The 26170-nt window shown below is 67.8% G+C and carries 24 protein-coding genes; 10 read left to right on the top strand and 14 right to left on the bottom strand.

Annotated elements, in window-relative coordinates; genetic code table 11:
• Positions 1-93: 93 nt before the first annotated feature.
• Positions 94-1362: an NAD(P)/FAD-dependent oxidoreductase gene (locus tag F1D05_RS32940; RefSeq protein WP_185444233.1), complete on the bottom strand. Its 1269-nt coding sequence runs from the start codon at positions 1360-1362 to the stop codon at positions 94-96.
• A gap of 90 nt (positions 1363-1452) precedes the next feature.
• On the opposite strand from F1D05_RS32940, the gene F1D05_RS32935 reads away from it, so the two are divergent.
• Positions 1453-3000 (top strand): PucR family transcriptional regulator, encoded by a 1548-nt coding sequence (locus F1D05_RS32935; protein WP_185444232.1) that lies wholly within the window; start codon positions 1453-1455, stop codon positions 2998-3000.
• 317 nt (positions 3001-3317) lie between these two features.
• Here the strand turns inward: F1D05_RS32935 and F1D05_RS32930 are convergent, their stop codons facing one another.
• The 3 genes from F1D05_RS32930 to F1D05_RS32920 are packed head-to-tail and all read right to left on the bottom strand — an operon-like array spanning position 3318 to position 5904.
• On the bottom strand, positions 3318-4334 hold the full coding sequence (locus tag F1D05_RS32930) for an NAD(P)/FAD-dependent oxidoreductase (RefSeq protein WP_185444231.1): 1017 nt from the start codon (positions 4332-4334) through the stop codon (positions 3318-3320).
• Positions 4331-4858, bottom strand: a complete 528-nt coding sequence (locus F1D05_RS32925; RefSeq protein WP_185444230.1) for an isoprenylcysteine carboxyl methyltransferase family protein — start codon at positions 4856-4858, stop codon at positions 4331-4333. The genes F1D05_RS32930 and F1D05_RS32925 overlap by 4 nt, the downstream gene beginning before the upstream one ends.
• Positions 4858-5904 carry a type III polyketide synthase gene (locus F1D05_RS32920; protein ID WP_185444229.1) on the bottom strand — a complete coding sequence of 349 codons (1047 nt, stop codon included), beginning with the start codon at positions 5902-5904 and terminating at the stop codon, positions 4858-4860. The genes F1D05_RS32925 and F1D05_RS32920 overlap by 1 nt, the downstream gene beginning before the upstream one ends.
• Positions 5905-5922: 18 nt before the next feature.
• Between F1D05_RS32920 and F1D05_RS32915 the strand changes: the two genes are divergently transcribed.
• Positions 5923-6759: a UbiA family prenyltransferase gene (locus F1D05_RS32915; RefSeq protein WP_246486164.1), complete on the top strand. Its 837-nt coding sequence runs from the start codon at positions 5923-5925 to the stop codon at positions 6757-6759.
• Positions 6760-6841: 82 nt separating this feature from the next.
• On the opposite strand, the gene F1D05_RS32910 is transcribed toward F1D05_RS32915, so the two are convergent.
• A complete protein-coding gene (locus F1D05_RS32910) occupies positions 6842-7717 on the bottom strand; it encodes a LysR substrate-binding domain-containing protein (RefSeq protein ID WP_428994977.1) in 876 nt (291 codons plus the stop codon).
• A gap of 146 nt (positions 7718-7863) precedes the next feature.
• Here F1D05_RS32910 and F1D05_RS32905 point away from each other — a divergent pair, with 146 nt between their 5' ends.
• Entirely contained in the window at positions 7864-9387 is a 1524-nt protein-coding gene (locus F1D05_RS32905; protein WP_185444228.1) for an MFS transporter, read from the top strand.
• Here the strand turns inward: F1D05_RS32905 and F1D05_RS39470 are convergent.
• Positions 9381-10676 (bottom strand): helix-turn-helix domain-containing protein, encoded by a 1296-nt coding sequence (locus F1D05_RS39470; protein WP_219732975.1) that lies wholly within the window; start codon positions 10674-10676, stop codon positions 9381-9383. The two genes, F1D05_RS32905 and F1D05_RS39470, sit on opposite strands and share 7 nt — an antisense overlap.
• A 127-nt stretch (positions 10677-10803) precedes the next feature.
• Positions 10804-11538, bottom strand: coding sequence for a lysyl oxidase family protein (locus F1D05_RS41400; RefSeq protein WP_246486163.1), 735 nt, complete (start codon positions 11536-11538; stop codon positions 10804-10806).
• 85 nt (positions 11539-11623) lie between these two features.
• Between F1D05_RS41400 and F1D05_RS41395 the strand changes: the two genes are divergently transcribed.
• Positions 11624-12334, top strand: coding sequence for a hypothetical protein (locus tag F1D05_RS41395; protein ID WP_246486162.1), 711 nt, complete (start codon positions 11624-11626; stop codon positions 12332-12334).
• 221 nt (positions 12335-12555) lie between these two features.
• Complete coding sequence (locus F1D05_RS32885; RefSeq protein ID WP_185444226.1) at positions 12556-13284, top strand: DUF427 domain-containing protein; 729 nt, start codon at positions 12556-12558, stop codon at positions 13282-13284.
• Between the two features lie 4 nt (positions 13285-13288).
• Here F1D05_RS32885 and F1D05_RS32880 read toward each other — a convergent pair whose 3' ends face one another.
• Positions 13289-14062, bottom strand: coding sequence for an SDR family NAD(P)-dependent oxidoreductase (locus F1D05_RS32880; protein WP_185444225.1), 774 nt, complete (start codon positions 14060-14062; stop codon positions 13289-13291).
• Positions 14063-14080: 18 nt separating this feature from the next.
• Positions 14081-14467, bottom strand: a complete 387-nt coding sequence (locus F1D05_RS32875) for a winged helix-turn-helix transcriptional regulator (protein ID WP_185444224.1) — start codon at positions 14465-14467, stop codon at positions 14081-14083.
• 89 nt (positions 14468-14556) lie between these two features.
• Here F1D05_RS32875 and F1D05_RS32870 point away from each other — a divergent pair, with 89 nt between their 5' ends.
• From F1D05_RS32870 to F1D05_RS32860, 4 genes are all read left to right on the top strand, one after another.
• Positions 14557-15483, top strand: coding sequence for a zinc-binding dehydrogenase (locus F1D05_RS32870; protein WP_185444223.1), 927 nt, complete (start codon positions 14557-14559; stop codon positions 15481-15483).
• Positions 15480-15617 carry a nuclear transport factor 2 family protein gene (locus F1D05_RS39230; RefSeq protein ID WP_206685928.1) on the top strand — a complete coding sequence of 46 codons (138 nt, stop codon included), beginning with the start codon at positions 15480-15482 and terminating at the stop codon, positions 15615-15617. Before F1D05_RS32870 ends, F1D05_RS39230 begins: the two co-directional genes overlap by 4 nt.
• A 15-nt stretch (positions 15618-15632) precedes the next feature.
• Positions 15633-15884: a nuclear transport factor 2 family protein gene (locus tag F1D05_RS39225; RefSeq protein ID WP_206685927.1), complete on the top strand. Its 252-nt coding sequence runs from the start codon at positions 15633-15635 to the stop codon at positions 15882-15884.
• A gap of 705 nt (positions 15885-16589) precedes the next feature.
• Positions 16590-18830: a bifunctional SulP family inorganic anion transporter/carbonic anhydrase gene (locus F1D05_RS32860; RefSeq protein ID WP_281388822.1), complete on the top strand. Its 2241-nt coding sequence runs from the start codon at positions 16590-16592 to the stop codon at positions 18828-18830.
• Here the strand turns inward: F1D05_RS32860 and F1D05_RS32855 are convergent.
• The 3 genes from F1D05_RS32855 to F1D05_RS32845 all read right to left on the bottom strand — a co-directional run bounded on the left by F1D05_RS32855 (position 18773) and on the right by F1D05_RS32845 (position 22937).
• Positions 18773-19582, bottom strand: a complete 810-nt coding sequence (locus F1D05_RS32855) for a phosphatase PAP2 family protein (RefSeq protein ID WP_246486160.1) — start codon at positions 19580-19582, stop codon at positions 18773-18775. The two genes, F1D05_RS32860 and F1D05_RS32855, sit on opposite strands and share 58 nt — an antisense overlap.
• Positions 19583-19977: 395 nt before the next feature.
• Positions 19978-20904, bottom strand: a complete 927-nt coding sequence (locus F1D05_RS32850) for a neutral zinc metallopeptidase (RefSeq protein ID WP_185444220.1) — start codon at positions 20902-20904, stop codon at positions 19978-19980.
• A 53-nt stretch (positions 20905-20957) separates the two neighbouring features.
• A complete protein-coding gene (locus F1D05_RS32845; protein ID WP_185444219.1) occupies positions 20958-22937 on the bottom strand; it encodes a S41 family peptidase in 1980 nt (659 codons plus the stop codon).
• 136 nt (positions 22938-23073) lie between these two features.
• Here F1D05_RS32845 and F1D05_RS32840 point away from each other — a divergent pair, with 136 nt between their 5' ends.
• A complete protein-coding gene (locus F1D05_RS32840; RefSeq protein WP_185444218.1) occupies positions 23074-24246 on the top strand; it encodes a hypothetical protein in 1173 nt (390 codons plus the stop codon).
• A gap of 20 nt (positions 24247-24266) precedes the next feature.
• On the opposite strand, the gene F1D05_RS32835 is transcribed toward F1D05_RS32840, so the two are convergent.
• Positions 24267-24989, bottom strand: a complete 723-nt coding sequence (locus F1D05_RS32835) for a spermidine synthase (RefSeq protein ID WP_185444217.1) — start codon at positions 24987-24989, stop codon at positions 24267-24269.
• Between the two features lie 113 nt (positions 24990-25102).
• On the bottom strand, positions 25103-26101 hold the full coding sequence (locus F1D05_RS32830) for a phosphotransferase family protein (RefSeq protein WP_246486159.1): 999 nt from the start codon (positions 26099-26101) through the stop codon (positions 25103-25105).
• Positions 26102-26170: the final 69 nt, after the last annotated feature.

Raw genomic sequence — 26170 nt, 5'->3', positions numbered from 1 at the left:
CCGGTGCGGCTACCCCGCCGTACGAGGCGGGTCGTTCTGAACCCGGCCGGCTGGGACAGGGGGTTGTCAGCAGCCAGCCGGCCGGGGGTTCGGTCAGCGGAGGGGGTTGAACGGAGCCAGTTCGGCCGGACGGGTGCCGGTGGTGATGGTTTCGGCGAGCAGCTGGCCGGTGATCGGGCCCAGGGTGATGCCCCACATGCCGTGGCCGCCGGCGGCGAAGACTCGCGGCGATGAGGTGGCGCCGATCAGCGGCAGGCCGTCCGGGGTGCAGGGACGCGGGCCGACCCACTCGAAGGTGCGGGCGTCCAGGTCGGCGTCGCGCAGCAGCGGCCGGGCGGCGTCGACGATCGCGTCGATCCGGCGCGGGTCGAGCTTGGCGTCGGGCTTGCGGAACTCCATCATCCCGGCGACGCGAAGGCGGTCACCGAGCGGCGTGCAGGCGATCCGCTGCGCCGGGAAGTAGACCGGACCGGCCGGTACGTGCGCGATCGGGACGCTGAAGCTGTAGCCGCGTCCTGCCTGGACGACGGTCCGTACGCCGAAGCGCCGGGCCAGGTCGCCGAACCAGGCGCCGGTTGCCATCACGACCGCGTCGTAGGCCTGGCTGGCCCCGTCCGCGGTGACAACCCGGACGCCGCGGATCTCGTCGACAATGTCCGAGACGTTCGCGTCGGTGACGATCTTGCCGCCGCGGGCGACGACCGAGTCGGCCAGCATCTGGACGTACTCGCCCGGGTTGATGAAGCGCTGGCCGTGCAGCCGGATGGCCGCGCCGATCTCGTCGGACAGGGACGGCTCGATCTCGCGGGCGTCGTCACCCGTGATCGCCTCGAACTCGATGCCCTGACCAGCCGCGTGGATGTGCTCGATCTCGTCCAGCAGGACGGCCCGCTCGGCCTCGGTGCGGTAAGCGGCGAGGAAGGACTTCGCCTCGTACGTCTCGGCCTCGACGCCGGCCTTGCCCAGGATGTCGAACGCGCCGAGAGCCTGGCGGTTGATCGGGACCAGCGACTCCATCGCGGTCTTCCAGCGTCCGGCGGTGCTGTTGCGAGCGAAGCGCGTCAGGAACGACAGCAGCCGGGGGCTCGCGGTCGGCGGTACATAGACCGGCGAGGAGGGGCTCAGCACCGCGCGGACGCCGTACTTGAGGACGGCCGGCTCCGGCAGCGGGGTGGCCAGGCCGGGGGTCAACCAGCCGGCGTTGCCCCAGGATGCGCCGGCGGCGACACCCTGGCGATCGAGCACGGTGACCTCGACGCCACGCTCCTGGAGGAACCAGGCGGTGGCGAGGCCGACCATGCCGGCGCCGACGATGGCGACCCGGTCGGGAACGATGTGTGCGGAAGAACCAGCAGCGACCATGTATCGATGGTGCGGCCGCGCCGAGGCGCTGTCATGGTGCGATCACACCACTAATGGATCAAATGACGGTGCTGAGCGCACAATAACCTCATGATCACTGCGCCTGACCTGGTCGTCGCGGTCGGACCAGCCCTGTTCGAGGTGGTCGTCATCGGCCACGGCGACGGCGAGGTTCGAGATGTGTTCCTGGCCGACCCGCAAGAGGCTGCGACCGGACAGCCCGGCGACCTGGTCCTCGGACTCGGCCTGCGCGATTCCGAGGATGCTGTCGAGTTACTGGAGCGCTGTGCCGCCGGCAACGCGTCAGGCGTCGTACTGCGGGCCGCCCTCGCCCGGGACCCCGCAGTCGTCGCTACGGCCGAGCGGTGGCTCCTCACACTCGTCGCACTCCAGCCGAGCGTCACCTGGGCGCACGTGGTGTGGCTCCTGCGTGGTGTGATCGACAGGGCAGCAGCGCCCGACTCCCCCGTCGCCGGCGACGCCGGAGTACACCAGGAGCTCTTCGCCCTGGCAGACGCCGCCGCAGCCATCGTGGATGCACCGGTGACCATCGAGGACAACCAGAGCCGCGTGCTGGCCTACTCCTCCGGCCAGGACCTCACCGACCCCACCCGGGTCTCCACGATCGTCGGCCGTCGAGTCCCTGCCGAGGTGATCGCGCACTTCCGGGCCCGGGGGATCTTCCGGCGGCTGGCCAAGTCGAGCGAGCCGTTCCTGGTCCCGGACGGGCCTAACGGCATTCGTCCGCGACTCGTAGTACCGGTCCGGGCGGGCGGTGAGTGGCTGGGGTCCATCTGGGCGGTCGTGGATGGGCCTGTAAGCGCCGAGGTGACCACAGAGCTGAGCAACGCCGCCTCTGTCCTCGCACTACACCTCCTGCGGCTCCGCGCTCAGGCAGACGTCGCCCGGCGCAGTGCGATCGACCGACTGCGCACTGTCCTGCGGCAGTTCTCGCCGGACACCACAGTCGACGTACGGCTCCCGTCCCCGCCGTGGCGGGTCGTAGCGCTCGGCTCCCCCGCCGGGTACGACGTACCGCAGCAGCTGGACCTCTGGGAGTCGACAGGTCGCAGGCACGGCTGGAGTGAGCCGCAGCTCGCAGACCTCGACGGCACCGTGCTAGCGGTGGTCACAGACGCAGACGGCCCGGGGTCGTGGCGCTGGCTACGCAAACTCGTAGTCGACCTGGCAAAAGACGCCCCTGGTACTACGGCCGCCGCAGGCGGACCCGCACGAGGCCCCGCAGACTTGCCGAGCTCCCGGGCCGAGGCGGTTGAGCTACTAGGCCTCGTACACCGGGGAGCCGCTCCCGGGCCGGCTTTGCGTGTCGATGAGGCCTGGCATCTCCTGACAGTGCACCGGGCGGTCACCTCGTTGGACACGACCAAGCTGGACGGTCCGCTGGCCACCTTGCTGCGGCACGACATCGAGCACGACACGGATTTCGTGGACACCCTGCAGGCGTGGCTGAACTACCTGGGTCAGCCACAGCAGGCCGCCAAGCTGCTCCATCTGCACGTGAACACCCTGCGGCACCGGATGAAGCGCATCGGCGAGATCGCCACTCTGGACCTTTCGGATCCGCGCGAACGCCTCGCCCTTCAGCTCCAGATCGCCGCCGTCCGCACCGAGCACTGAGACCTACACCACAGCCCTGAGTAACAAGGCTTCACATTCCGGCAATGGTTGGGCAACATCCGGCTGGAATTGTAGAGGTCATAAGGGAGGCCGGGTCGCTCGCAAAGCTACTCGATCACCCCGAGAACTTGCCCCAGCTTTTCACCAGGATGCTGGGGCAAACCGTCCCAGCTTTTCACCAGGATGCTGGGACGACCGCCCGAGCTTTTCACCAGGATGCTCGGGCACCGCGTGGCCCGGCGATTGTCTGAGCGATCGCCGGGCCCGCGCGTTTTCACCGGCCCCGGGCGAAATCCACCAGCCGAGCCGGCCGAAACCTAGGCCAGCCGATTGACGATCGCGCCGAAGACCGGAGGTAACGCAGCCGCCGCCGGCACGATGCGGGGAGCGAGCAACGACCTGTTGCGGGCCCACAGCAACGATGCGGTGAGAAAACGGGCCTCCCTGGAAACCCGGCGCCAGGCTGCTTCGTAATCCTCCGGCCGGTCCGCCAGCACACAACGGACCAGTTCGGCAGAGGTACGCAACGCGACCGCGATCCCCTCCCCCGTCAACGCGTCGACATATCCGGCAGCGTCGCCGACCAGCATCACGCGGCCAACGACTCGAGCACGTACTCGCTGGCGCAACGGGCCGGCGCCCATCACCTCGGAAGCCGGCTCGGCACCTTTCAAACGACGCTTCAGCGCCGGAAACGCCTCCAGATGAGAGTCGAACGAACCGCGAGCCGAGGTCAGGACGGCAACACCGACCAGGTCGTCGGCCACGGGGGTCACATAGGCCTCGCCGAGCGGCGACCAGTAGACCTCGACAAGCTCTGTCCACGGCGCTGTCGAGAAATGTCTCCGCAACCCGCGCCGCACCTCGCCTGATCGGTCGATCCCTTGGCCGAGCTGACGACGGATCGGCGAGTGCAACCCATCGGCCGCCGCCAGATACCGAGCTGTAAAACCAGCGGCCGTCACCGACGAGCCGTTCTGCACGATAGCCCCGACCCGGCCGGCGACCACCGGCACGCCCAACTCGCCCAGCCGGTCCGACAACGCCTGCTGCAACGCGGTACGCCGTACGCCGAGCCCTGGACCGGCCCGGAACCGCGCGTCGACAGAATGCGACGAGTCCAGGTAGCGAATGCCGTGGAAAGGCCGGCCTTCCACCTCTACTCCAAGCCGCGACAAGTACTCCACCGCGCTGTGCGCGACGCCCTCGCCGCAAGCCTTGTCGATCGGGCCTGACCGCGGCTCGACCACCACAACCGAAAGCCCAGCAAGCGCAGCCCGGATCGCGGCCGCCGCACCAGCCGGACCGGCACCGGCGACGAGGAGGTCGATCACTTCGTCAGAGCGGTGTCCAACGCGGCCTCTTCGGCGCGGATCCGCACTGTCAGCAGCGGAATGTTCAGCAACAGGAACAGCACCGCGGTGATCCACGCCGTATGCACGAGCGGCAACGCGATCCCCTCAGCCACCACTGCGACATAGTTCGGATGCCGGAGCCACCGATAGGGGCCAGCAGCAACCAACGACGCCCCCGGTACGACGATCACCCGCGTGTTCCACTGCGCCCCGAGCACCGTGATGCACCACCAACGCAAGCCCTGCGCCAGCAACACCACCGCGAGCATCGTCCACCCCAGCGCCGGTACGAACGGCCGGTCCGCGACGATCGCCTCGACCAGACAGCCAGCCAGGAACCCCGTGTGCAGCACGACCATGAACGGGTAGTGCCCCTTGCCGGTCTCGACCCCACCTCGCTCGAAACTCCACCGGGCGTTGCGCAGCGAAACCACCAACTCGGCCACGCGTTCCAGACCGACGACCACGATGAGTACGACGTACCACCACAACGACGTTGACATCACCACTCCAGCAGTACGAGCTCGGAACAGAAACCAGGGCCCATCGCCAGCAGTACACCCATCCCCGAAGGATCCAGGCGCAAGGTGTCACCGAGCACGTGCAGCACCGAAGATGACGACAAGTTGCCAACGGCGTCCAACGACTTCCAGGTCAGATCCAGCGCGCCAGGTCGCAACCCGAGCGTCTCCGACACCGCTTCCAAGACCTTCGGCCCACCGGGATGAGACACCCAGGTGCCGATCTCGGGCACGGTCAACCCGTGGTCGGCAAGGAACGACACAACGTCCCCTCCGAGGTACTGACGAACGACCTCGGGCACGTCCGCGCCAAGCACGATCCGGAACCCACCCGCGCCGACATCCCAGCCCATCACCCGCTCGGAGTCCGGATACAGCCGGCTCCGCGTCGACACCACCGATGGGCCGTTGGCAGCGGCGTGATCCGAACCGGTCAACACCACCGCGGCCGCACCGTCGCCGAACAGCGCGCCACCAACGAGGTTGGGCAACGACGAGTCGTCGCGCTGCAAGGTCAACGAACACAGCTCGACCGACAGCAGTACTGCGACGTGCGTCGGCCAGGCCTTCAAGTAGTCGTGCAGCCGCGCTATCCCCGCCGCTCCCCCGACACAACCGAGGCCGAACAAGGGCAGCCGCTTCACGTCCTCCCGCATGCCGAGCCGCATCGCCACCCGCGCGTCGATCGACGGCGCCGCCACCCCGGTGACCGTGGTGAACATCAGCACGTCGACATCGGCAACCGACAACCCCGCCGCCGCCAGTGCTCCGGAGACTGCCTCTGTGCCCAGCTCGACCGCCGCCGAGATCCAGGCATCGTTGGCCGCGCCGAAGTCCTTCAGTACGGCGTACTGCTCGAGCGGCAGCGCCAGATGCCGATGGGACACACCGGCGTTCTGGTGCAGCCGACGCAGCAGCGCATGCCCCTTGCCATCGGGCAGGCAGATCTCGGCGAAAGCATCGGTGAGCTCGTGCTGCTCATATCGGTTCGGCGGCAACGCGGCCTTTACCGCGGCGATCCGCGTCATCGTGGCATCGTTGCTTCGGTGACCAGCCCCGCATCGGCGACCAGCCTCGCCCGCACCATCAAGGGTCTAGGGATGGCGTCCCATCCGGGCCCGACCGTTGCCGTGACCACCCTGATCACCCTGGTCGCCTGGTCAGCCGGCCGCAACGCCACCGGCTGCTTCCTTGTCGCCGCAGCAATCCTCACCGGCCACCTCTCGATCGGCTGGAGCAATGACGCGATTGACGCAACCCGCGACACCAGTGTGGACCGAAAGGACAAACCGATCGTCCTCGGACTGGTGAGTCGCCGGACAGTCGGCATCGGCGCGGTCCTGATGGTGATCGTCTGCGTCCCGCTCTCACTGGCCAGCGGCCTGCTCGCCGGACTCGCCCATCTCGTCGCCGTGGCAGCCGCCTGGGCATACAACCTCAAATTGAAATCCACCCGGATCTCCTGGTTCCCGTACGCCGTCGCGTTCGGCCTGCTGCCGTCCTTCGTCACCCTCGGTACGACCGATGCCTGGGCCCCCTGGTGGGCCTCGGCCGCCGGTGCACTCCTCGGCGTCGGTGCCCACCTGGCAAACGTCGTACCGGATCTCGCGGACGATCTCGCCACCGGCGTTCGAGGCTGGCCGCAACGACTCGGCGAACTCGCCCGGCTGCTGGCCCCACTCCCCCTCGCGGTCGCCACGGCGCTGCTGGTGATCGCCCCGGACGGGCCTGTCGGCGCGATCGGCTGGATCACCCTGACAGTCAACGCAGGGCTGCTGGTGCTGAACGTGGTCTGGAAGAACGCGCCGTTCCTGCTCACCCTCGCGATAGCGGCCGTCGCCATCGTCACCCTGGTCATCCGCGGCGACGCGCTGACGAACTAGGGCGTGTCTCCAAACCCTGTGCAGTCGCGAGCAGGTGCCGTCCCGAGTGCCGCGCAGCACGCACAGGGTTTGGAGACACGTCCTAGCTGGGCTGGGGCTTCAGCGGCGCGTTGCTGCCGAGGATGGCGGCGGTCAGTGCCTCGGCCGGCTCCTTGGCCGCTCGCGGGTTCGTGATCAGCACCAGGTCGATCGACGGCAGCTCGGGCAGCCCAGCGCTCGGGGGCGGCTCGACCAGGTCGACCGGCATCAGGCTGCGGGCGAAGATGGCGATCCCGAGCCCGGCCCGCACCGCGGCCAGTACGCCGTTGACGCCGCGCACGATGCAGGTGATCCGGCACGAGCGGCCGGCCTGCTCAAGAGTCTGTACGCCGAGGGACCGGCTGAGGCTGGGCGCCTGGTACGCCACGAGCGGGACGGGTCCGTCGGGTGCGATCCGCGTGCCCGAGATGCCCGCCCAGACCAGCGGGTCGCGGCGGACGAGCCTGCCGTTCGGGTCCGACCCGCCGCCCACGGGGTGCTTCACATAGGCCAGGTCCAGGTGACCGGACTCGACCCGGCGGAGCAGGTTCGGGCTCTGGGCGACGGTCAGCTCCAGGTCGATCCGTGGATACAGCTGACGGAAGTCGCGCAGGATCCGCGGCAGCGGCGTCAGCGCCAGGTCGTCGGTGACCCCGAATCTCAGCCGCCCACGCAGCTCCGATCCGGTGAAGTACCCGACCGCTTCCTCGTGCGCGGCCAGGATCGTCCGGGCGAACCCGGCCATCGCCTCGCCGTCCGCGGTGAGCGTCACCGTCCGGGTGTCGCGGACGAACAGCGGCCGCCCGACCGCCGTCTCCAGCTTGCGGACGTGCTGGCTGACCGTCGGCTGGCGGATCCCGAGCCGCTCGGCCGCCTGGGTGAAGCTGAGCGACTGGGCGACCGCGAGGAAGGTGCGCAACTGATCCGGATCATAGGCCACGGGAGCCATCCTTTCCTGAGCCACCGACGACTCTTTCATTGCGGTACGCAATAAGACTAATAGGAGTAATTCGCTGTCGGAACCAGCTCTCCAACGTTGAGGATGGAAAGGACCTCCCCTGACAGCCCACTTCGTAGGGATGACTCTTGACCACCCGGGCCACCGGTTCTGTCCACCCCGTTCCCGATTTCCACACCCACCGCAGTACGCAACCAACTCCCGGTGAACTCCCCGCGGCCCAGCGGCGACCCGGGTTCCGTGACACCTTCAGCGCTCTACAGGTCCGCAACTTCCGCCTCCTGGTCAGCGGCCTCTTCGTCAGCTCGACCGGCGGCTGGGTCCAGCGAATCGCCCAGGACTGGCTGGTGCTGACGCTGACCGGCAGCCCGACCGCCGTCGGGATCACCACGGCGCTCCAGTTCCTCCCCACCCTCCTGCTCGGCCTGTACGGCGGGGTGATCGCCGACCGCTTCCCCAAGCGCAGGATCCTGCTGGTCACCCAGTCGACGATGGGCACGCTGGCCGGCGTCCTGGCCGTCCTCGCCCTGACCGGCGACGTCCACGTCTGGCAGGTCTACTCACTCGCGCTCGTCCTCGGCCTGGCCACCGCGGTCGACAATCCGACCCGGCAGTCGTTCGTCACCGAACTGGTCGGCAAGCAGCGGCTCCGGAACGCGATCAGCATGGTGTCGTCCACCTTCCAGCTCGGCGGCCTGATCGGCCCGGCGCTGGGTGGCGCGATGATCGGCGCCGTCGGCACCGGCTGGGCGTTCGCGCTGAACGCGGTGACCTTCTTCGGCTCGATCTCCGCGCTGCTGATGATGCGCGAGCACGAGATGCCCGGCCTGAACGCGGCCCGCAAGGCGAGCCAGGGCGTCCGGATCCGGGACGGCCTGCGTGACGGCGTCCGCTACGCCTTCCATGAGCCGGCGGTGCGCTGGGCCGTGGCCCTGGTCGGCCTCTTCGGGATGTTCACCATCAGCCTGCCGGTGACGCTGACCGCGTTCGCCAAGGTCGTCTTCCAGACCGGAGCCACCGGGTACGGCCTACTGAACTCTGTCGTCGCGGTCGGATCCCTGGCCGGGGCGTTGCTGTCGGCCCGGCGGATCAGGCCGACCCGGCTGCGCAACCTGGTCGGGATCGCCTCGATCCTGGCCGTCACCGAGATGGTGGCCGCGATCCAGCCGTCGTTGTGGACCTTCCTGCCGCTGCTCTGCGCGCTGGGTATGGCCACCCTGATGTTCCTGACCGCGGCCCAGTCGATGGTGCAGCTGACCACGCCGGACGGTCTTCGGGGCCGGGTCGCCGGGATCTACAACCTGGTCTTCATCGGCGGCGGCGCGATCGGTGGTCCGCTCGTCGGCTGGATCGCCGAGCACTGGGGTGCCCGGGTCGGGCTGCTGCTGGCCGGTCTGATCCCAGCGGTCGCGACGGTCGCGATCGGTATCAAGCTCGCCCGGGCCGGCCGGTTCCGGCTCGTGATCGTCCGCTCGGCCCGTTCGCCGTGGCTACAGCCGCCGGTCCTCGGGTTGGAGCAGACCCCTGTGCGGCTGGCCCGCCCCGCGGCGCCCCGGATCGACCGGCCGTTCCCGCTCGGCCGCAGGCACCATCGCGGCGGCAACCCGGCGCCGCGCCCCCGGCGTTCGAGGCGTAAACCCCTGCATCACTGATATTGAGCGGCGAGCCAGGACGTCCATCCCTTGTGCAGGCGGTCGGCGTCCTGGTCGCCGTAGTAATGGTGGCCGATGGCAACAGGAATGCCGAGCAGGCTCCGGTCGTGGAACCGCAGCAGCGCCCGGTCCGCGTGGATCCCGAGATGGCTGGGCCCCAGGTAGTCGACCTCGCCGATGATCGGGTCGAGACCGGGGACGGTGATCTCCACCTTGTCGCCGACAGCCGACGCACCAAGCACCGACAACAGTTGCTGCCACGCTTCGGCGGTCTTCGACGATTCGGGGCCTTCAGCAACGACGTACGTCGCCGGCTCGTTCTTGAAGGCGGACAGATAGAGCGCGAGAGTGTGGAAGTACAGTCCCCACCCGCGAGCCGTCGCCTCGTACTCCGCTTCCCAGTCGTCAGCGGTGAAGCCGGTCTGACTGAAGCGCAGTACGGCGGAACCGCCGTCGCGCGCCTCGATCAGGTACTCGAAGGTGTTCTCGCCGGCGACGACGGTGTAGCCATGGCCCGGCTCCCAGTTGGTCATCTGCCCGCCGGGTGATACGCCGTTCTCGTCCGGCGCCACCTCCATCGGGAAGAACCAGGCGGTCATCCCCTCGCGGGTGGTGATCGCGTCCCAGACTTCGTCCGGGGTCGCGTCCAGCGGGATCTCTATCTCGATCTTGTGTTCGTCGGTCATCGCTGTTCTCCAGAGGAAGTAGGCCGGGACGGCTTCGGGTGGACGGCGACCAACAGCCGGTGGCTGCGCCCGGGCCGGCGCGGTCTCGTCGTGGTACTTGGCGACCAGGCCGCGCACTGAGGCCGACAACTCCTCGGCGAAAGCGGCCCGATCAGCCGCGGAGGCGAAGCGGATCTCACCGTCGACCGCGAAGGTCGCGAGCTTGCGCCGCGCCTTGCGCGCGCCGACCAGCAACTCTCCCACCTCGCGCAACGTCCGCGCCGCGAGCGCCAGCAGCCAACGCGCCGACAATCCGTCCGGCGACACGGCCGGGTCCGGCTGCACTCCCGCGAGCACACCCGGAGAAATCACGTACGCCGAGGCGCTCGCCTGCAGCACCCGTTCGGTGCAGTTGCCCTTGCGGCGTTCCTCCACCAATTCGACCAGCCCGTGCTTCTCCAGGGCCCGCAGGTGGTAGTTCAGCTTCTGCCTCGGCAGCGACAGCTTGGCCGCCAAGGTCGTCGCCGATCCAGGCTCCACCAACTCCGCCAGCAATCGCGCCCGGACAGGATCCAGCGACACCCCCGCCACGGTCGGGTCGTCGATTACCGCCAGGTCGTCCACGGCCCGACCCTCTCACCGACAACTTTTATTGTCAAGAAGACGATACTCGTCGGCAAGCCCCCCAGGCGCCTGCCGACGAGAGTGCAGCGCTCGCGCCCCTGGAGCGGTCCGGGGCGCGAGCACTGGATCAGGGAGCGTCGACCAGCTGGACCGGCGGGACCTGGACCGTACGGTGATGCAGGGTGCCGCCAAGGATGACCTTGCGCAGCGACACGTTGTTCTTGGTGTTGGACTCGAACAGGCGGTTCTCCGGATTCGCGGTCACCTGGACGTAGTACGTGCCGTTCTTCAGGTCGGTGACGTCGAACGACTGACCCGGGAGGGTCTGGGTGTAGGTGTCACCGGATCCGACATCGAGCACCTCGCGGACCGACAGCGATCCGTGGTTGCCGCACGCGGTGTGCAGATCGGTGTTCTGCGGGTGCCACTCCGCACCCTTGACCGTGTAGTCGATCGAGTCGGTCGCGGCCAGGCAGAAGGCTTCCTTCTGGCTGCGGACGATCTCGGTCTGGTTGCTCGACACCAGGCTGTAGCGGGCGAAGTCGGTGAAGTGCCAGTGACTGTGGCCTTCGCGAGCGTCCCACTCCATGGTGCCGGTGTTCTGGTAGCCGACCTGCTTGCCGTTGGCGTCGTAGAAGTACTGGTAGGCGTCCATCAGGTCCTTGCCCTGCTGACGGAAACCGTCCAGCACCAGCTTGGACGGACCGGCGTTCCAGACGGCCGCGGCGAACGACAGGTAGTCGCGCTGCGCGCTGGGGCCCTCCTCCCCCGGGCCGACCGTGATCTGCCAGGGCCGGCAGCGGGCGCAGGTCCGGCTTCGGGCCCTTCGGCGTGCTCGCCTTACCCGTCGGCCGCTTGGCATTCGGGGTCGGCGCCTTGCTCTTCGCAACGGCCGCCTTGACCGCCGCCGCCTTGAAGGACTTTGACTTGCAGCCGTCCGCGACGCCGTGACCCGGGTCGCAGCCCTGCTGGTCCTGGATCGTGACGTTCAGCGTGACGCCCGACCCGGCCGCCGGGATCTTGAAGTAGTCGCGGTACTGCTTGTTGATGCTGATCTTGGCGGTGTACTTGCCGACCGGCAGGTCCGCCGGATTCTGGTCCTGGTAGTAGTTGTAGGTGTTCGACGACCAGCCGGCCTGCAGGCCCCAGACCGCGCCGAGCGTGAACGGGTTCGCACCACACTCCGACGGGTACGGCGAGGTGTCCGGCGCGTCCGGGCGGGTCCGGGACCCTTCCCCGTTCAGGCAGAAGGCCTGGTCGCGGTCGAGCACCTTCTTGCCGGTCGAATCGGTCAGCGTGACGTGCAGGAACTTGCCGAGTCCCGCCCAGTCGGTGACGGCTCCCTTCGGCAGCGCGACCGGGTAACCGTCGACGATCTGCTTGCCGACGATCGGGTCGCCGTAGGACTTCCGGGTGGCGCGGACCTCGATCGCCCGCGGGCCGGCGACCAGATGCGTCCCGAAGTCCAGTACCACGCCGTAGTCCGGGATCCGGTCCAGCGTCACATCATTGCTTCCGGCAACCAGTTTCAGTGCCGGATCCGCCGCGGCGGCGGCCTTGTCCGGACCGGACATCGCGGCACCGGCGGCACCGGCGGCTGCTGCCACCAGAGCCGCGGCGCCGGCGAAGGCGATCGCGGTACGGCCGAACTTCCTTGAAGTGTTGATGGTCTACCCCTCCCATACGGGCGGACCCGCCTCCCGGGTCACGCCTCACTTACACGGGGTAAGACGGCACCAGGTGGTCGCTATGTTGATGTCAGTTGTGTCGCAGTTGGATCACAGCGCCACGGAGAGTTACCGCGGCAAGTTCCTTACGTCCGAAGAACCGAGGGTCCTGGCCCTCGGTTCTTCGGACGTTGCGTGTCTAGGGTGGGGAGATGAGCGGATACCCGAGAGCCATTGCGCCTGTCGACCACGTCGAGCCGGTGCCGCGGCGGATCCGCGCGAAGCTGGGCGGCCGGGTCGTCGTGGACACACTCGACGCGAAGTACCTGTGGGAGTTCCCGCCGTACCCCCAGTACTACGTGCCGCTGGCGGACGTGGCGGACGGCGTACTGGTCGATACGGGCGAGACCGAGGACCACGACCGCGGCAAAGCCAGGGTGCATACGGCTGGGAACGGGCAGGCCCGCGTGTACGACGACGGCGTGGCGGCCGGGCTGGTGCGGTTCGACTGGGCCGCGATGGACAGCTGGTTCGAGGAGGAGGAAGAGGTCTTCGTCCATCCCCGCAACCCGTACAGCCGCTGCGACGCGATCCGGTCGTCGCGGTCGGTCAAGGTGGAGCGGGACGGCAAGGTGCTGGCCGAGTCGGCCTCGACGGTGATCGTGTTCGAGACCGGGTTGCCGCCGCGCTACTACTTCCCCCGGCTCGCCGTGAACTTCGAGCACCTCACGCCGAGCGACACCGAGACCGCCTGCCCGTACAAGGGCCGCACCACGGGGTACTGGTCGGTCGGCCCGCATCCCGACCTCGCCTGGTCCTATGACTTCCCGACCGCGCCGCTGCTGCCCATCGCCGGCCTGATCGCGTTCTACAACGAGCGCGTCGACTTCACCATCGACGGCGAACCGGTACCGCGGCCCCGGACGCCGTTCTCGGACTGAAAGCTCAGATAGCTGAGGTGACCCCACCGTCCATGGTGATGATGGAGCCGGTGACGTAGCTCGCGCGCGGCGAGGAGAGGAAGACCGCGACGGACGCCACCTCGGCCGGCTCGCCTCCGCGACCCATCGGGATGTTCTGCACCATCTCGGCGAGCAGTTCTTCCTTCGGACGACCGGTTGCGCGAACTGCCGCCTCCAGGCCTTCGTCCACCCGTCCGGTGAGGGTCATGCCGGGGTTGATCACGTTCACCCTGACCCCGCGTCCGGCGTACGCCTTCGCGTAACCGACGGAGGCGAGCATCAGCGCCGCGTTCGCCGCGCCGCCGCCGATGTGCAGCTCGTTCGCCTGGCGGCCGCCCTGGCCGACCACGTTCACGATCGAGCCGTGACCCTGCTCGGCCATCTTGCGGATCACGGCTTCGGTCGAGTGCATGTAGGTGAAGTACTTCGCTTCCATCGCCGCATGCAGCGTCTCGCTGCTCAGCTCGTCCACCGGCGTACGGCGAGCCGCGCCCGCGCAATTGATCAGGACGCTGACCGGCCCGATCTGCCCGAACAGCGCCTTGGTCGCGTCGGCATCGGTCAGGTCGACCGCCTCGACCCGAATCGTCAGGCCCTTGGCAGCCAGCTCCTCCTGCGCCTTCGCGAGATTCTCCGGATCCCGCGAGATGGCGATCACGTCAGCACCTTCCCGGGCAAGGGCTTCGGCACACGCCAGCCCGATCCCCTTACTAGCCCCGGTGACAACGGCAGTACGGCCGGACAGTTGCAGATCCACTGGGGTGTTCCTCCGGGGTCAGGTCTCGCGCGCTTCGTCGTACTCGTTGCGGGCAGCAACGATCTCGTCCATGTGCTGGTAGGCCCAGGTGCGCATCGTGGCGACGGCCAGGCCCAGGCTCAGACCCAGCGGCGTCAGCGTATAGGTGACGGTGACCGGCACAGTAGGAACTACGTCACGCCGGACGACGCCATCGCGTTCGAGGTGCCGCAGCGACTGGGTGAGCATCTTCTGGGTGATGCCTTCGATGGCCGACTTCAACTGCCCGGAGCGCAGCGTGCCCTGCGCCTCCAGGGTGCTGATCACCAGCATCGTCCAGGTGTCGCCGATCCGGCCGAGGACCTGACGGGTCGGACAGGCGCCCTTGGTGGCGTCCCACTTGCCGCTGACCTGGTCGGTATCCATTTGGTGCCTTTAGCAGTAGAAAGTGCCGTCTTCCACGGCCGTTGCCGCGCCCGTAGCTTCGTTGCCGAGTCTAATGAAGGAGGAGTCCGGTGCGGGCAGTGGTGCCGGTGGGGTCCAGCAGGGTCGAGGTCGTCGAGGTGGCGGAGGTCGAGCCCTCTCCGGAGGAGCTGACGATCGAGGTCGCCGCTTTCTCCGTCAACCGGGGCGAAACCTTCCAGCTGGAGACCGACCGCCCCGGGTGGCGGCCGGGCAAGGACATCGCGGGCCAGGTGATCCGGTCTGCCGCGGACGGTTCGGGACCGGCCGTCGGAACGCGAGTGGTCGCGCATCTTCCGCACTCGGGCTGGGCCGAACGCGCCGCAGTACGGACGCAGCAGGTCGCCGTACTGCCTGATGCGGTTCCGATTGAGCAAGCCGCCGCGCTGCCACTGGCTGGGCTGACCGCGCTCCGGCTCCTCCGGACTGCCGGCAGTGTCATCGGCCGGCGGATCCTGTTGACCGGTGCATCCGGCGGCGTCGGCCACTACTTGACGGAACTCGCCGCCGCGGCCGGAGCAGAGGTCACGGCGGTGGTCTCGTCACCCGAACGCGGGGCCCGACTCCTGGAGCTCGGCGCCGAGGCTCTCGCGTACGACGTGGCTGACGCGCGTGGGCCGTTCGATCTCGTGCTGGAGTCGGTCGGAGGGAGCAGCCTGCCGATCGCACTCGCCAAGCTACGACCCCGCGGGGCGTTGATCTGGTTCGGTCAGGCAAGTCGGGAGGCGCCCCGGATCGACTTCTTCGACTACTTCGCCGGTCCGGAGGCGGCCACGATCCGGCACTTCCACTACGACTCCGAGGCAGCGGACGGACCTGACCTGGGGACGCTCGTGCGGCTCGTCGCGACCGGCCGGCTGCACCCGGAGCTCGGCAGGGTCGAGGACTGGTCCAGGACCGATGCGGTCCTCGGCGACCTTCGCGGTCGCCGGATCCGCGGAAACGCAGTACTGACCATCGGAAAGGACCAGAACAGATGACGAACGACCCGAGAACCGTGGTGACCCGGTACGTCGAGGCGGTGGCGGCGGGCGACCTGCCAACCATCGAAGCCAGCTTCTCCGCCGAGGTCGAATGGACGTATCCGGGAGAGCTACCGCTGTCCGGCACCTAGCGCGGGCGCGACACTGTGATCAACGACTTTCTCGGCGCAGCCGCGGGCAGCCTCTTCGCGGCTGACAAGCCGGTTGTCATTCAACTGACCAGCATCCTGGCCGACGGCGATCGCGTGTTCGCGGAGTGGACCGCGCAGGCGACAGCCCGGTCCGGTGCGGCTTATGACAACCGATGCGGGGGCGTTTTCACCGTTCGCGACGGCCTGATCGTCGCCGTCCGCGAATACCTCGACACCGACCACGCCCGCCGGGTGCTGTTCAGCTAATGTCCTGCTTCTGAAGTTCGCTGGATAAGTCTGACACCATGCCGGGCGCGGGGGACGAGGCCTTCCCCGGCCCCCCGCTCCCCGGAAGGTGTCTGAGGCCGCACCGATGGCAGCCAACCCCGACGCCCCAAGTGCGGGCGTTCCGCGCCCTTGTGCACGCCCTGAGCACGCGATCGGCCCGGAACACTCAGCCGATGCACAAAGACGCCCACACCGCAGGCAACAGCGAGCATCCCAGACACACACAGCCTCGGAGCCAGCCGACCCGCCCAATCACACTCCGCGCACTTGACCAACCCCACCAGACCCCGGTGCCCCGACGGCGAACGAACTCCCACCCGATCCCGGCGGGCGAAGGACTACTGCCACGCAGCCGAAGCCGCTACCGCCAATGCGGCACAGGACAAAACACCCGAGACCAACTTATCCAGCGAACTTCAGAAACAGGACACCAATGACACGGATCGGAAGTTCCGTTGGCGATAGCGGTGGTCAGGGGGCGTGCCTGCAGTGGCGGTAACGCAACGGAACTTCCGGCCCGGGGCACCGGGTGGATCGGGCAACCATCAAGGGGCGGTAGGCAACGAGTTGGAATTGGCAGTCGTGCGGTCTTGATCGGGCCAGTACTATGAGTGACTAGATCGACACTCTTTGTTTCGACGTTCAGATGCCGTTAGCACCGACGCCGGAGGACCCGTGCCGACCATGACTACTTCCGAATCTCCCTCACATTCCCCGCCCGCTGCACCTGTCACGCCCGGGCAGCCGCCCGAGCGCGTCTCGTGGAGCGTCATCCTCCGTCATGACCTACCAGCCTCTCTGGTGGTCTTCCTGATCGCGGTCCCGCTCTCATTAGGGATCGCAGCCGCCTCCGGGGCCCCGCTGATCGCCGGGCTGGTAGCGGCCGTCGTAGGTGGGATCGTCGCCGGCGCACTCGGCGGATCCCCCTTGCAGGTCAGCGGTCCTGCCGCCGGCCTCACCGTTGTCGTCGCCGGACTGGTCGCCCAGTTCGGCTGGGCCGCCACCGCGGCCATCACCTGCGCTGCCGGTGTCGTGCAGATCCTGCTCGGTGTCACCCGGATCGGCCGGCTCGCACTCTCCCTGTCCCCCGCCGTGGTCCACGGCATGCTCGCGGGCATCGGCGTCACCATCGCCGTCCAGCAGTTGCACGTCGTGCTCGGCGGCCGTGCGCAGAGTTCTCTGATCGCCAACGTGGCCGGGCTTCCTGAGCAGCTGATGACTCATCGCCCCGGCTCGGTGCTGGTCGGCGTGGTGACCGTGCTGATCCTGCTGGTCTGGCCGAAGTTGCCTAAGGCAAGGATCATTCCAGCGCCATTGGTCGCGGTGGTCACGGTCACCGCACTGGCCGCGGTGTTCATGGTCGACGTCACCCGTGTCGACCTGCCGAACGCGCCACTGAAGGAGCTGGTCTTCCCCGTACTGCCGAAGGGCGGCGCGTTGGAGATCGCCACCGCAGTACTGACCGTCGCTCTCGTCGCGAGCGTTGAGTCGTTACTGTCGGCTGTTGCCGTGGACAAGCTCCACCGCGGCAAACGCAGCAACCTCGATCGCGAGCTGGTCGGCCAGGGCGTGGCCAACGCGGTCTCCGGCGCCCTCGGTGGGATGCCGGTGACCGGGGTCATCGTCCGCAGTTCGACGAACGTCGCGGCCGGGGCGCACACCCGGGCGTCGGCGATCCTGCACGGCTTCTGGATCGCGGTGTTCGTGCTGGCGGCCGGTGCGATGCTGGAGCTCATTCCGATGGCGGCGCTGGCCGGCGTGCTGCTGGTCACCGGCCTGCGGCTCGTCCAGCTGGCTCACATCCGCACGCTGAGACGCCACGACGAGCTACTCGTGTACGTCGTCACTGCTGCCGGGGTGGCCGTCCTCGGTCTGGCCGAGGGGGTGCTCGCCGGACTGGCGCTCGCACTCGCTCGCGTGCTCTACCGATTGGCCAGGGCTACCGTCACCGCGACCGAGCAGGACGGCATGTGGACCGTGCAGATCCGCGGCACGCTGGTCTTCCTCGGAGTGGCGTCCCTGATTCGCACGTTGCGCACGATCCCGGTCGGCACTCCGGTCCGGATCGACCTCCAGGCCGACCACCTGGACCACGCGGCGTACGAGGCGATCGAGGACTGGCGACGGGGGCACCTCGCCCGCGGTGGTTCGGTCGAGCTCAACCGGGCCGCGTTCCGGGCAGCGCTGCAGAGCGACTCGGCGCGGCCGCGCTGGTTGCACCCGTGGCAGCACAGTCAGGTGGTGCTCGAGCCGGATCAACGGATCTCGATGCTGGACGGCATCCGTGAGTTCGAGGCGTCGGCCGACTCGATCCGGCCGATGATGGCGAAGCTCGCGGCGGACGGCCAACGCCCGACCCAGCTGTTCATCACCTGCGCCGATTCGCGGATCGTGCCGAACATGATCACCACCACCGGACCAGGCGATCAGTTCTGCGTCCGGAACGTGGGCAACCTCGTTCCGCCGTACGGGTCGAACAGCGCGTCGGTCGCGGCGACGATCGAGTACGCCGTCGAGGTGCTCGGCGTCGCGTCGATCGTGGTCTGCGGCCACTCGCACTGCGGCGCCACCAATGCCGCGCTCGATGCCGAGCAACCGGGCGAGGGTTCCGCGCTGAAGAACTGGCTTCGCCACCTGGAAGCCTCCGTCCGCCGGTCCGCGGTGGTGCCGGACATCATCGACCCGGTGACCGGAGTCAAACTCTCGCCCGCGGACAAGTTGTCCGTCACCAACGTGGCGGTGCAACTGGAGAACCTGCGCAGTTTCGACTGCGTTCAACAGGCCGGGAAGGAAGGCCGGCTGGAGCTGGTCGGACTCTGGTTCGACATCGGCGCGGCCGCGGCCCGGCTGGTGCTCGAACGCGAGCCCTACCTGGTCCGCGCCGACGAGGAGCTGGCCACCACCGGCACCCCGGCGGACTGCTGACCGATTGACTGCTGACCGTCCGTTCTGAGCAGGGCGGGTGCGCTGTCCCGGCGTACCCGTCCGCTCCGGAAGATGATCAACAGCGGCACGGCCAACGCGATCGCTATCAGGCCGTCCGACCAGTAGTGGTTCGCCGTCACCACGACCACGGTGAAGGTGAGCACCGGATGGCCGATCCACCACCAGCGCCAGCGGGACCGGGTGGCGCGGATCATGAAGACGGCCACCATCAGTGCCCAGCCGACATGCAGACTCGGCATCGCGGCGAACTGGTTGGCGATGCCGCTCTCGGCATTCGGTCCGTAGACGGACTGGCCGAGCAGGACGCCGGTGTCGACCCAGCCCGGCATCATCCGCGGTGGCGCCAACGGGAAGACGAGGTGCCCGATCAGCGCCAGGCCGGTCAGCGACGCCAACGCCCACCGCGCCTTCGAGTACTGCGCCGGTCGGCGGATCATCAACCACAGCAGCACGATCGCGGTCAACGGAAAGTGGACGTACGCGTAGTACCGGTTGGCGAGCTGGGCCAGGTCGGGAAGTTTCAGGGCGGCGTGCTGGAGGGAGGCCTCGCTCGGGAGACCGAGTTGCGTCTGCAGGTTGATCAGCGTATGGGCGTGCGCCAACGCTTCGCCGGCGTGACCGATCGAGAGGTAGCGACCGAGGTTGTAGGCACCGAACAGGACAGCCAGCAGAAGTACTTCGCGAGCGATCCGCCTAACCTTCGCGTGCGGTGCATCGGGCGGGCACGGCACCAACGCAACGCTCGGGCAGGTTCGCCTTGATCGCCTCGACCGAAGGTGACGCCGCCCCCGGGGCGGCACCTCCAGCGCCTCAGGCCTCTGGAGAACCTGCGTCATCCCCAACCCCCTCGAAGAAACCGAATGCTCGTTCTTTTGGAGTTTCCACTGTCACGCCTAGGTGTGACGGAAATCAAGAACGCTCATTCGGTTTGGCTTGTGATCCTGCGCACTAAGCACTATTCCAAATTATCGCGACATCGTGATAATTGCGAATGATATGAACAGAGTCACACTTTTGCCCGATCAGGCGGCGCGTCAGAAGACGCAGTTCGACCAGGGGCAGGGCGGTCAGGGGAAGGGCGGTCAGGGGAAGGGCGGTCAGGGGAAGGGCGGTCAGGATCGCTGAGTCAGGAGACGAGTGGCGGCGCGGCCGTGAAGGTGTTGCAGGCCTTGGGGTCGGCAGCGTCGAAGCCCGCGATGCTCCAGTTGCCCGCGTTCTCGGTGTTGCCGTGGTCGCGCTCTGGGTCCTCGAAACTGCGGACGATCGCCTGCCAGGCTTCCAAGTCCTCATCCACCACCAGGTAGGAGTCCTGGACCGCACCGAGATGGACTCCACTCAGGCAGTCGGCCTGGAGTTCGACCCGGCGACTCCCTTGCAGGGCGAGATCGACACCGCTGAGAGGTAGTTCCCACTTGTACTCCGCCGCGAGGATCCCCGTCAGCGCCTGGACATGATGCCCGTACTCGTGCCCCAGCAGGAAGGTCATGTAGGCCAGCGTCCTGCCTTGATCGTAAGTCCAGCCATCGAGGTCCGCGGTCGCGTCGACATAGATCGTGTCGCCGCAGTAATAGGCGTCCCCGTCGTCGACGTCACAGGGAGACGACGGTGATCTGCCCTTCACCACCACCAGCTTGGGTGGCTGGAACTTGAAGCCGGCCTTGCGGATCGCGGGCGCCCACGCCTTGTTCAGGCAGCCGAGAAGCTCGGTGTAGAAGGTTCGCACGGTGGCTAGCGAAGTTGGTTCCTGCTCGGGTTGCGCGCAATGGGAGGCGGGCAAATTGCCAACCCGGTAGATGGGGTTGTTCGCGAGTTCCGGGGGCTGCGGCGGAGCCGAGGTGACGTCGTCGGTCGCCGGCTCAGCGGGCGACGGCGTAGTACTGGGCAGTGCGTCTCGTGCCTTCGCGACCGCCGACGCCGCTGCTGCTGCCGGGTCGTTCGCCGCGCTCGGTCCGACATCGCGCCGGTCCCACCGGACGGCGGCGGTCGCGATGATGCCAAAGGCAAGCAAGGCCGCGCCGCCGACGATCAGCTTCCGCCCCCGTGTCGGATTCACGGGCAGACACTAGCGTGCTTGATCGCCGGCCGGCGCCGAGGTAGTCGTCGGGGTCAGACGGTTACGCGTCTTGAGGCGACGAGGGCACCTTCGAAGTAGCCGTCGGCGCGGAGTAGCTGGCCCGCGGTGACGTCCAGGATGTCGATACCGACCGGGGCTGCTCCCAGGTCCTCCGAGCTGATCGGGCGGTCGTTCAGATACAGATCGACCCGATCGATGGCGTCCACGTCCAGCTCGACCGTGAGCGTCGTACCGGCGAGTGACGTCGTCACTCCGAGGCTCCGGATCGGCATCGCCGCGAGTAACGCACCGGCGGCGTCGAGCAGGTCCTTGTTGCCTTCGAGCAGGTCCGCCCGGGTCATCTTGTGGGTGGCGTCAGGCCGTACGCCGAGGTCCTCGACCGGCGTACCGGACAGCTCACCGACCCGCAGCGTCCGGCGGATCGCGACCCGCATGTTCGCCCCGTTCGGGAGCGCGACGTACGGCGAGGTGGGGTCGGCCGGCGGCGGCTCGTTGAGCAAGGTGGCGAGCAGGCCGTGCGTCCACACGTTCGCACCGCCCGCGCCGGTATTGTCGTCGACGCCGAGGATCTTGCCGATCTGGTGATCGGCGAATCCGGCCGCGAAGATGTCGGTCGCGGAGTAGACCCGCGCGTCGGTGACGAGGACGACCGGACCGTAGTACGTCTGGCCGATGTCGTTCGCGCCGTCCTCGGGCGTGATCGGTTTCGCGGCGGAGAACGTGGCCCCGGTCTCGGTGGCGAGGTCGAGCGAGTCGAACCACGGGCCGAGGTCGATCCCGGCCGGGTTGTCCTTGTGCCGCCGGCACAGCCGCAGGTTGAGCGGCGTACTGATGAACTGTACCGGCTCCGGTGAGATGTGGCGCGGCGTCATCGTCTGGAGGGTGAACTCGCTGGCGAAGATGTGCCCGCCGCCGTTGTCACGGACGTCCACGATCAGCCCGCTCTGCGGCAGTACGGACGTCAGCCGGACGAACTCGTTCCGGAACGCGACCGGGTCGGTGACGCTGAAGGTGAAGATGCGCAGGTGGCCGAAGGTGCCGTGTGCGGTGACCACTTCGCGGGCGCGGAAGACGCCCGGCATCGTGGTCGCCAGGTCGGCACCGCCGACCGCGACCGGATTGGTGAGCTCGGCGGAGGTCTGACCTTGTTCGAGCGAGACCACCGCGCGAACGTAGAGCGACTTCTTGGCCCGCGCCTTCTCGTCCGAGTCCAGGTCGAGACCCATCGCGGCCGAGGCCGGAGTGATCGCGTTCAGGTCGGTCATCGGCGGCAGGTTGGTCGTCACCTTCCATTGCTCACGGAGCTCCTGGGCGGAACCGTCGAGGCCGACATAGGTCAAGGTGACCCAGTCCTCGTCCGGCGGCGACTGGATCACCAGTGGGCGGAGCGTCAGCGATTCGAGGCCGCGGGCCAGGTTCGCGGCGTCGTTGCTGCCGGCGAACTGGGCTCCGTTCAGCGCTACGGCGCGCGCGATCGGCGTACCGTTCCAGTGCGTCACCTCCACGCCCGAGCCGAACTGTGGGGCGCTGTAGCCGGTGACGATGCTGGTGATGAGGTAGTGCTCGCCGGTCGTGTCGTAGCACTTCTCGATCATGAACGGCAGGTAGGCGATCTTGCCCGCGAACGGCGACGGCAGCAGGTAGTTGGTGTGCAGGTCGCGGACCGAATGGAAGATGCTCGACATCTCCCGGTGGAAGATCCACTCGGCCTCCATCGTCTCCGCGGTCTGGCGCTCCATCCTTGCTCGCATGACGCGCAGGCGCTGCAGCGGATTCACCGCGTGCATCGCGACCTTCTCCGGCAGATGGACGTAGTTCTGCTCGAGCAGCAACAGCGCCTGGTCGACGAGCAGCTTCCGCTGGCCGAGCGTCAGTGTCCCGGCCGAGGCGAGGAACTGCGGCAACGGAACGGTTGCGGCTTGCTCGACATCCAGCCGGGTGGCGGCCTTCTTCGCTCTGGCTGTTGTCTTCTTGGCGACTGGTTTAGCGACAGTTTTGCGTGTTCCTGGCATGACTCCCCCAAAAGAAGCAGCCTCACCCCTGGGCCGCTGATCCCCCTACCGTCCGTCGCGGTCAAGGCGATGTCAACGGCTCGGCACGCCGTTGTCCTGGTGGCCAACCCTTCGGTGGTGAACAACCATCGACCCCATGCGGATCAGATGTTTGTTGTTGACGGCCGCGCTGCTGATCGGCCTCTGCCAAGTACCGACGGCGCACGCTGCTGCGTCCTTCCCACGCATTGACGCGTCGGGATTCCAACTGGTCTCGGGCGATACGTTCGCGACGTACGCCGGCCGGATCGCCGCCTTGGAACAGAAACCCGGGCTGGCGCCGGTCGGCGTCACCGAAGTACTGGCCGCTTCCAACCGGACCGGCCGCAACCTCTGCCACTCGACGTACCTGACTGCATCGCTCAACCCGAAGGGGTTCTGCTGGCAGGACGGCGAGGACGACGACGAGAACGTCTGGATCCCGCAGGGCGTCACCGGCTCGGGCGACGCGCAGCCTCTTGGTGGCGCGCGTCGGGTCGTCGCGGCGACTTGGCACAACGCCAACGACACGGCGATCCGGGTTTCGTTCCTCGACCTCACGACGTACAAGTACCGCCATGTCCTGCTGGTCGAGCCCACCTCCAACGGCAACTTCGCCGCGATCGCCGGACACGGGCACGGCATGTTCTGGTCCGGCAACAAGCTCGTGGTCGCGACCGGCGGTTCGGTACTCCGGGTCTTCGACCTCTCCCACATCTGGCGGACCGACACCTCCACCGGCGAGGTCGGATTGGGTGCCGACGGCAAATATCACGCGCTCTGGCACGCGTTTGCACTGCCGCAGATCGGCGCCTACTGGTACGCAGGTGGTGGATGCGCCAACACGACCGGCACCAAGCCCTGCTTCGCCAGCCTCGCGATCGACCACTCCGGAGCCGGGTCCTTTGTCGCGGCCGAGCACACGGAGCGAGGCGGCGGCCGAATCGTCCGCTGGCCTTTGGACGAGTCGCTTGGTCTTCCTCGCTCGGCGGGTGGGGTCGTTCAAGCTGTTGAGGCGTTCGACTCCCCCGTCTGGGGAATGCAGGGCGCAGTCTCGTACGACGGCAAGTTCGTGATCACGGGGGTCTGCCCGGAGTACGCCGACAACATCGGCGACGGCGTCGACTACCCGAGCTGCCTCCACCGAGGCGTCGGAGGCACCTCCACCACCTCCTGGACCAAGGCCCCGAAGAACACCGAAAACCTCTCCTACTGGCCCGCCACCAACGAACTATGGCTCCTCAGCGAACAACTCCGAGAACGCGTAACCGTCCACATCCCCTGGAGCTGATGCTTTGTATGCCGGTGGTTTTACGCCGGGGCGCGGCGGGCCACGTAGACGGTGTTGGTGGCCTCGTGGTCCTGCAGCGGGTTGGGGAACGTGACCACGTGCGCGACCTGGCTGTCGAAGACTTCGGACAGAACCTCGCCGAACACCGCGTCGGGCGGGTCGTTCGACCACAAGGCGAAGACGCCGCCGGGACGCAGGTGAGCGGCGAGCCGGCGCAAACCGTCTGGGGTGTAGAAGGCGGCGTGGCTGGGGTGAAGGACGTGGCGTGGCGTGTGATCGACGTCGAGCAGTACGGCGTGGAAGAGCCGGCCCGGCTGATCACGATCGAACCCTTGGTCGGCGCCGGCCAGGGCGAAGAAGTCACCTTGCACCAGTCGGCTACGAGGATCTCCGGTGATCTCAGTGGCCAACGGAAGCAACGCCCGCTGATGCCAGCCGATGACCGCGTCGAGGGCCTCCACGACAATCAGCGAGCCAACGCGAGCGTCCTGCAGGACCGCCCGGGCCGTGTACCCCAGCCCGAGGCCACCCACGACGACATCGAGACCGGCACCTGACACCGCGGCAAGTCCCAGCCGCGCCAACTCCACCTCGGCAACCGTGAAGAAGCTCGACATCAGGAATTCGTCGCCGAGCTTGACCTCGTAGACCTCCGCATCCAGCGTCAGGTCGTGCCGCCGCCGCAGGCTGATCTCGCCCATCTGTGTCTGCTGCCAGTCGAGTTCCTCGAATCGCGCGTTCACAGCCGAAACTCCGCCACCATCGCCACCAGCTTTTCCACGAGACACACTCTCTCCCGAGCAGCCCCGCGGCGCCAATCGGCCCGCTGAAAAGTACCGCGGCCTCCGACGACGACCTACCAGACGAGTCCATCTAGATGGTTATGGCCGGAAAGTAGGCGAACGATGCGGTCCTGCGCCGCTTGGCGTATGTCAGGCTGGGGGTGGTGCGCGCAGAGCGCGAGCTCCACGTACATGTCATAGAAGAGCAACCGCTCGCGCAGCTGCTCGCGCTCGAACAGCTCCGGATACGCGCCGTGCAGCCATCCGGGGACCTCTGTGAGTGTGGTCTCGTCGAGCCCTTGTTCGTCGGGTGTGGGTGGGTACTCGCGCGCCTTCGCGCACCAGCGCAGGATGGTATCGAGCTCGACATCCGCCGGCTGAGCCAACGCCTCCGCGAAGTCGATAAGACCGGTGACGCGTCCTTGGTCGACCATCACGTTGGATCCATGTAAATCACCATGGACGAGGACGGGTTCGCCGGCGGCGAACAACGCCAGCCGCTCCTGGATCCAATCGGCGACGTCCGCGAGCAGGCGCGAGTCATGACCGGGCAGTCGCCGGGCAGCCTCGACCTGCTGGAGCGCCGCACTCACTACGGGTGGGTGGAACGCAGGCCACGGCTTGCCGGCGAGCGCGTCGGCCAGCCAGGGCGGCAGCAGGCCGGCCGTGACAGGAACGCGGTGAAGCGCGCGCAACGCAAAGCCGAGGCTTTCGATCATTGCTTGGCGCGTGTGCGAGTCCGCCGCCGGCCATGCCTCGTACAGGGTCCGGCCGGGCACGCGTTCGGTGACACACCACGGCCCGTCCGGGCCGTCGCCGTGGGCGAGGTGCCGGGCGTGTGGGACCTCGCTGCCGGCGAGCAGGTTGGCGACTGAAGCCTCGTGGCGAAACGAGTCGCGGAACTGCCCGTTGCTCAGGCGTACGACGTATTCGTCGCCGACCCACACGCGGCTGACCCAGCCGGCCTTTGGAAGGAAACGCCCGGTTGCCGGCAGACCAGCGGCCGCCAGCGTCCTCAGCAGCGCCGGATCGGCAGCCGGCTCGTCGACGAACGGTGTTGATTGGTCGCGCACGTACCGACCGTCGCACACGTACCAAATCTCGCACCACACCATTTGCGCGGCCCTCAATACGCGGAGCGT

Source organism: Kribbella qitaiheensis (genome assembly GCF_014217565.1).
Taxonomy (GTDB): domain Bacteria; phylum Actinomycetota; class Actinomycetes; order Propionibacteriales; family Kribbellaceae; genus Kribbella; species Kribbella qitaiheensis_A.
Note: the sequence above shows the minus strand (reverse complement) of the source record. Positions and strands in the feature narration are given on the sequence as shown.

Bases quoted from the DNA above. Each gene is read 5' to 3' on its own strand.
- F1D05_RS32940 (WP_185444233.1), bottom strand. From the start codon at position 1,362: ATGGTCGCTGCTGGTTCTTCCGCACACATCGTTCCCGACCGGGTCGCC.
- F1D05_RS32935 (WP_185444232.1), top strand. From the start codon at position 1,453: ATGATCACTGCGCCTGACCTGGTCGTCGCGGTCGGACCAGCCCTGTTC.
- F1D05_RS32925 (WP_185444230.1), bottom strand. From the start codon at position 4,858: ATGTCAACGTCGTTGTGGTGGTACGTCGTACTCATCGTGGTCGTCGGT.
- F1D05_RS32920 (WP_185444229.1), bottom strand. From the start codon at position 5,904: ATGACGCGGATCGCCGCGGTAAAGGCCGCGTTGCCGCCGAACCGATAT.
- F1D05_RS41400 (WP_246486163.1), bottom strand. From the start codon at position 11,538: ATGCCAAGCGGCCGACGGGTAAGGCGAGCACGCCGAAGGGCCCGAAGC.
- F1D05_RS32885 (WP_185444226.1), top strand. From the start codon at position 12,556: ATGAGCGGATACCCGAGAGCCATTGCGCCTGTCGACCACGTCGAGCCG.
- F1D05_RS32875 (WP_185444224.1), bottom strand. From the start codon at position 14,467: ATGGATACCGACCAGGTCAGCGGCAAGTGGGACGCCACCAAGGGCGCC.
- F1D05_RS39230 (WP_206685928.1), top strand. From the start codon at position 15,480: ATGACGAACGACCCGAGAACCGTGGTGACCCGGTACGTCGAGGCGGTG.
- F1D05_RS32860 (WP_281388822.1), top strand. From the start codon at position 16,590: ATGACTACTTCCGAATCTCCCTCACATTCCCCGCCCGCTGCACCTGTC.
- F1D05_RS32845 (WP_185444219.1), bottom strand. From the start codon at position 22,937: ATGCCAGGAACACGCAAAACTGTCGCTAAACCAGTCGCCAAGAAGACA.
- F1D05_RS32840 (WP_185444218.1), top strand. From the start codon at position 23,074: ATGCGGATCAGATGTTTGTTGTTGACGGCCGCGCTGCTGATCGGCCTC.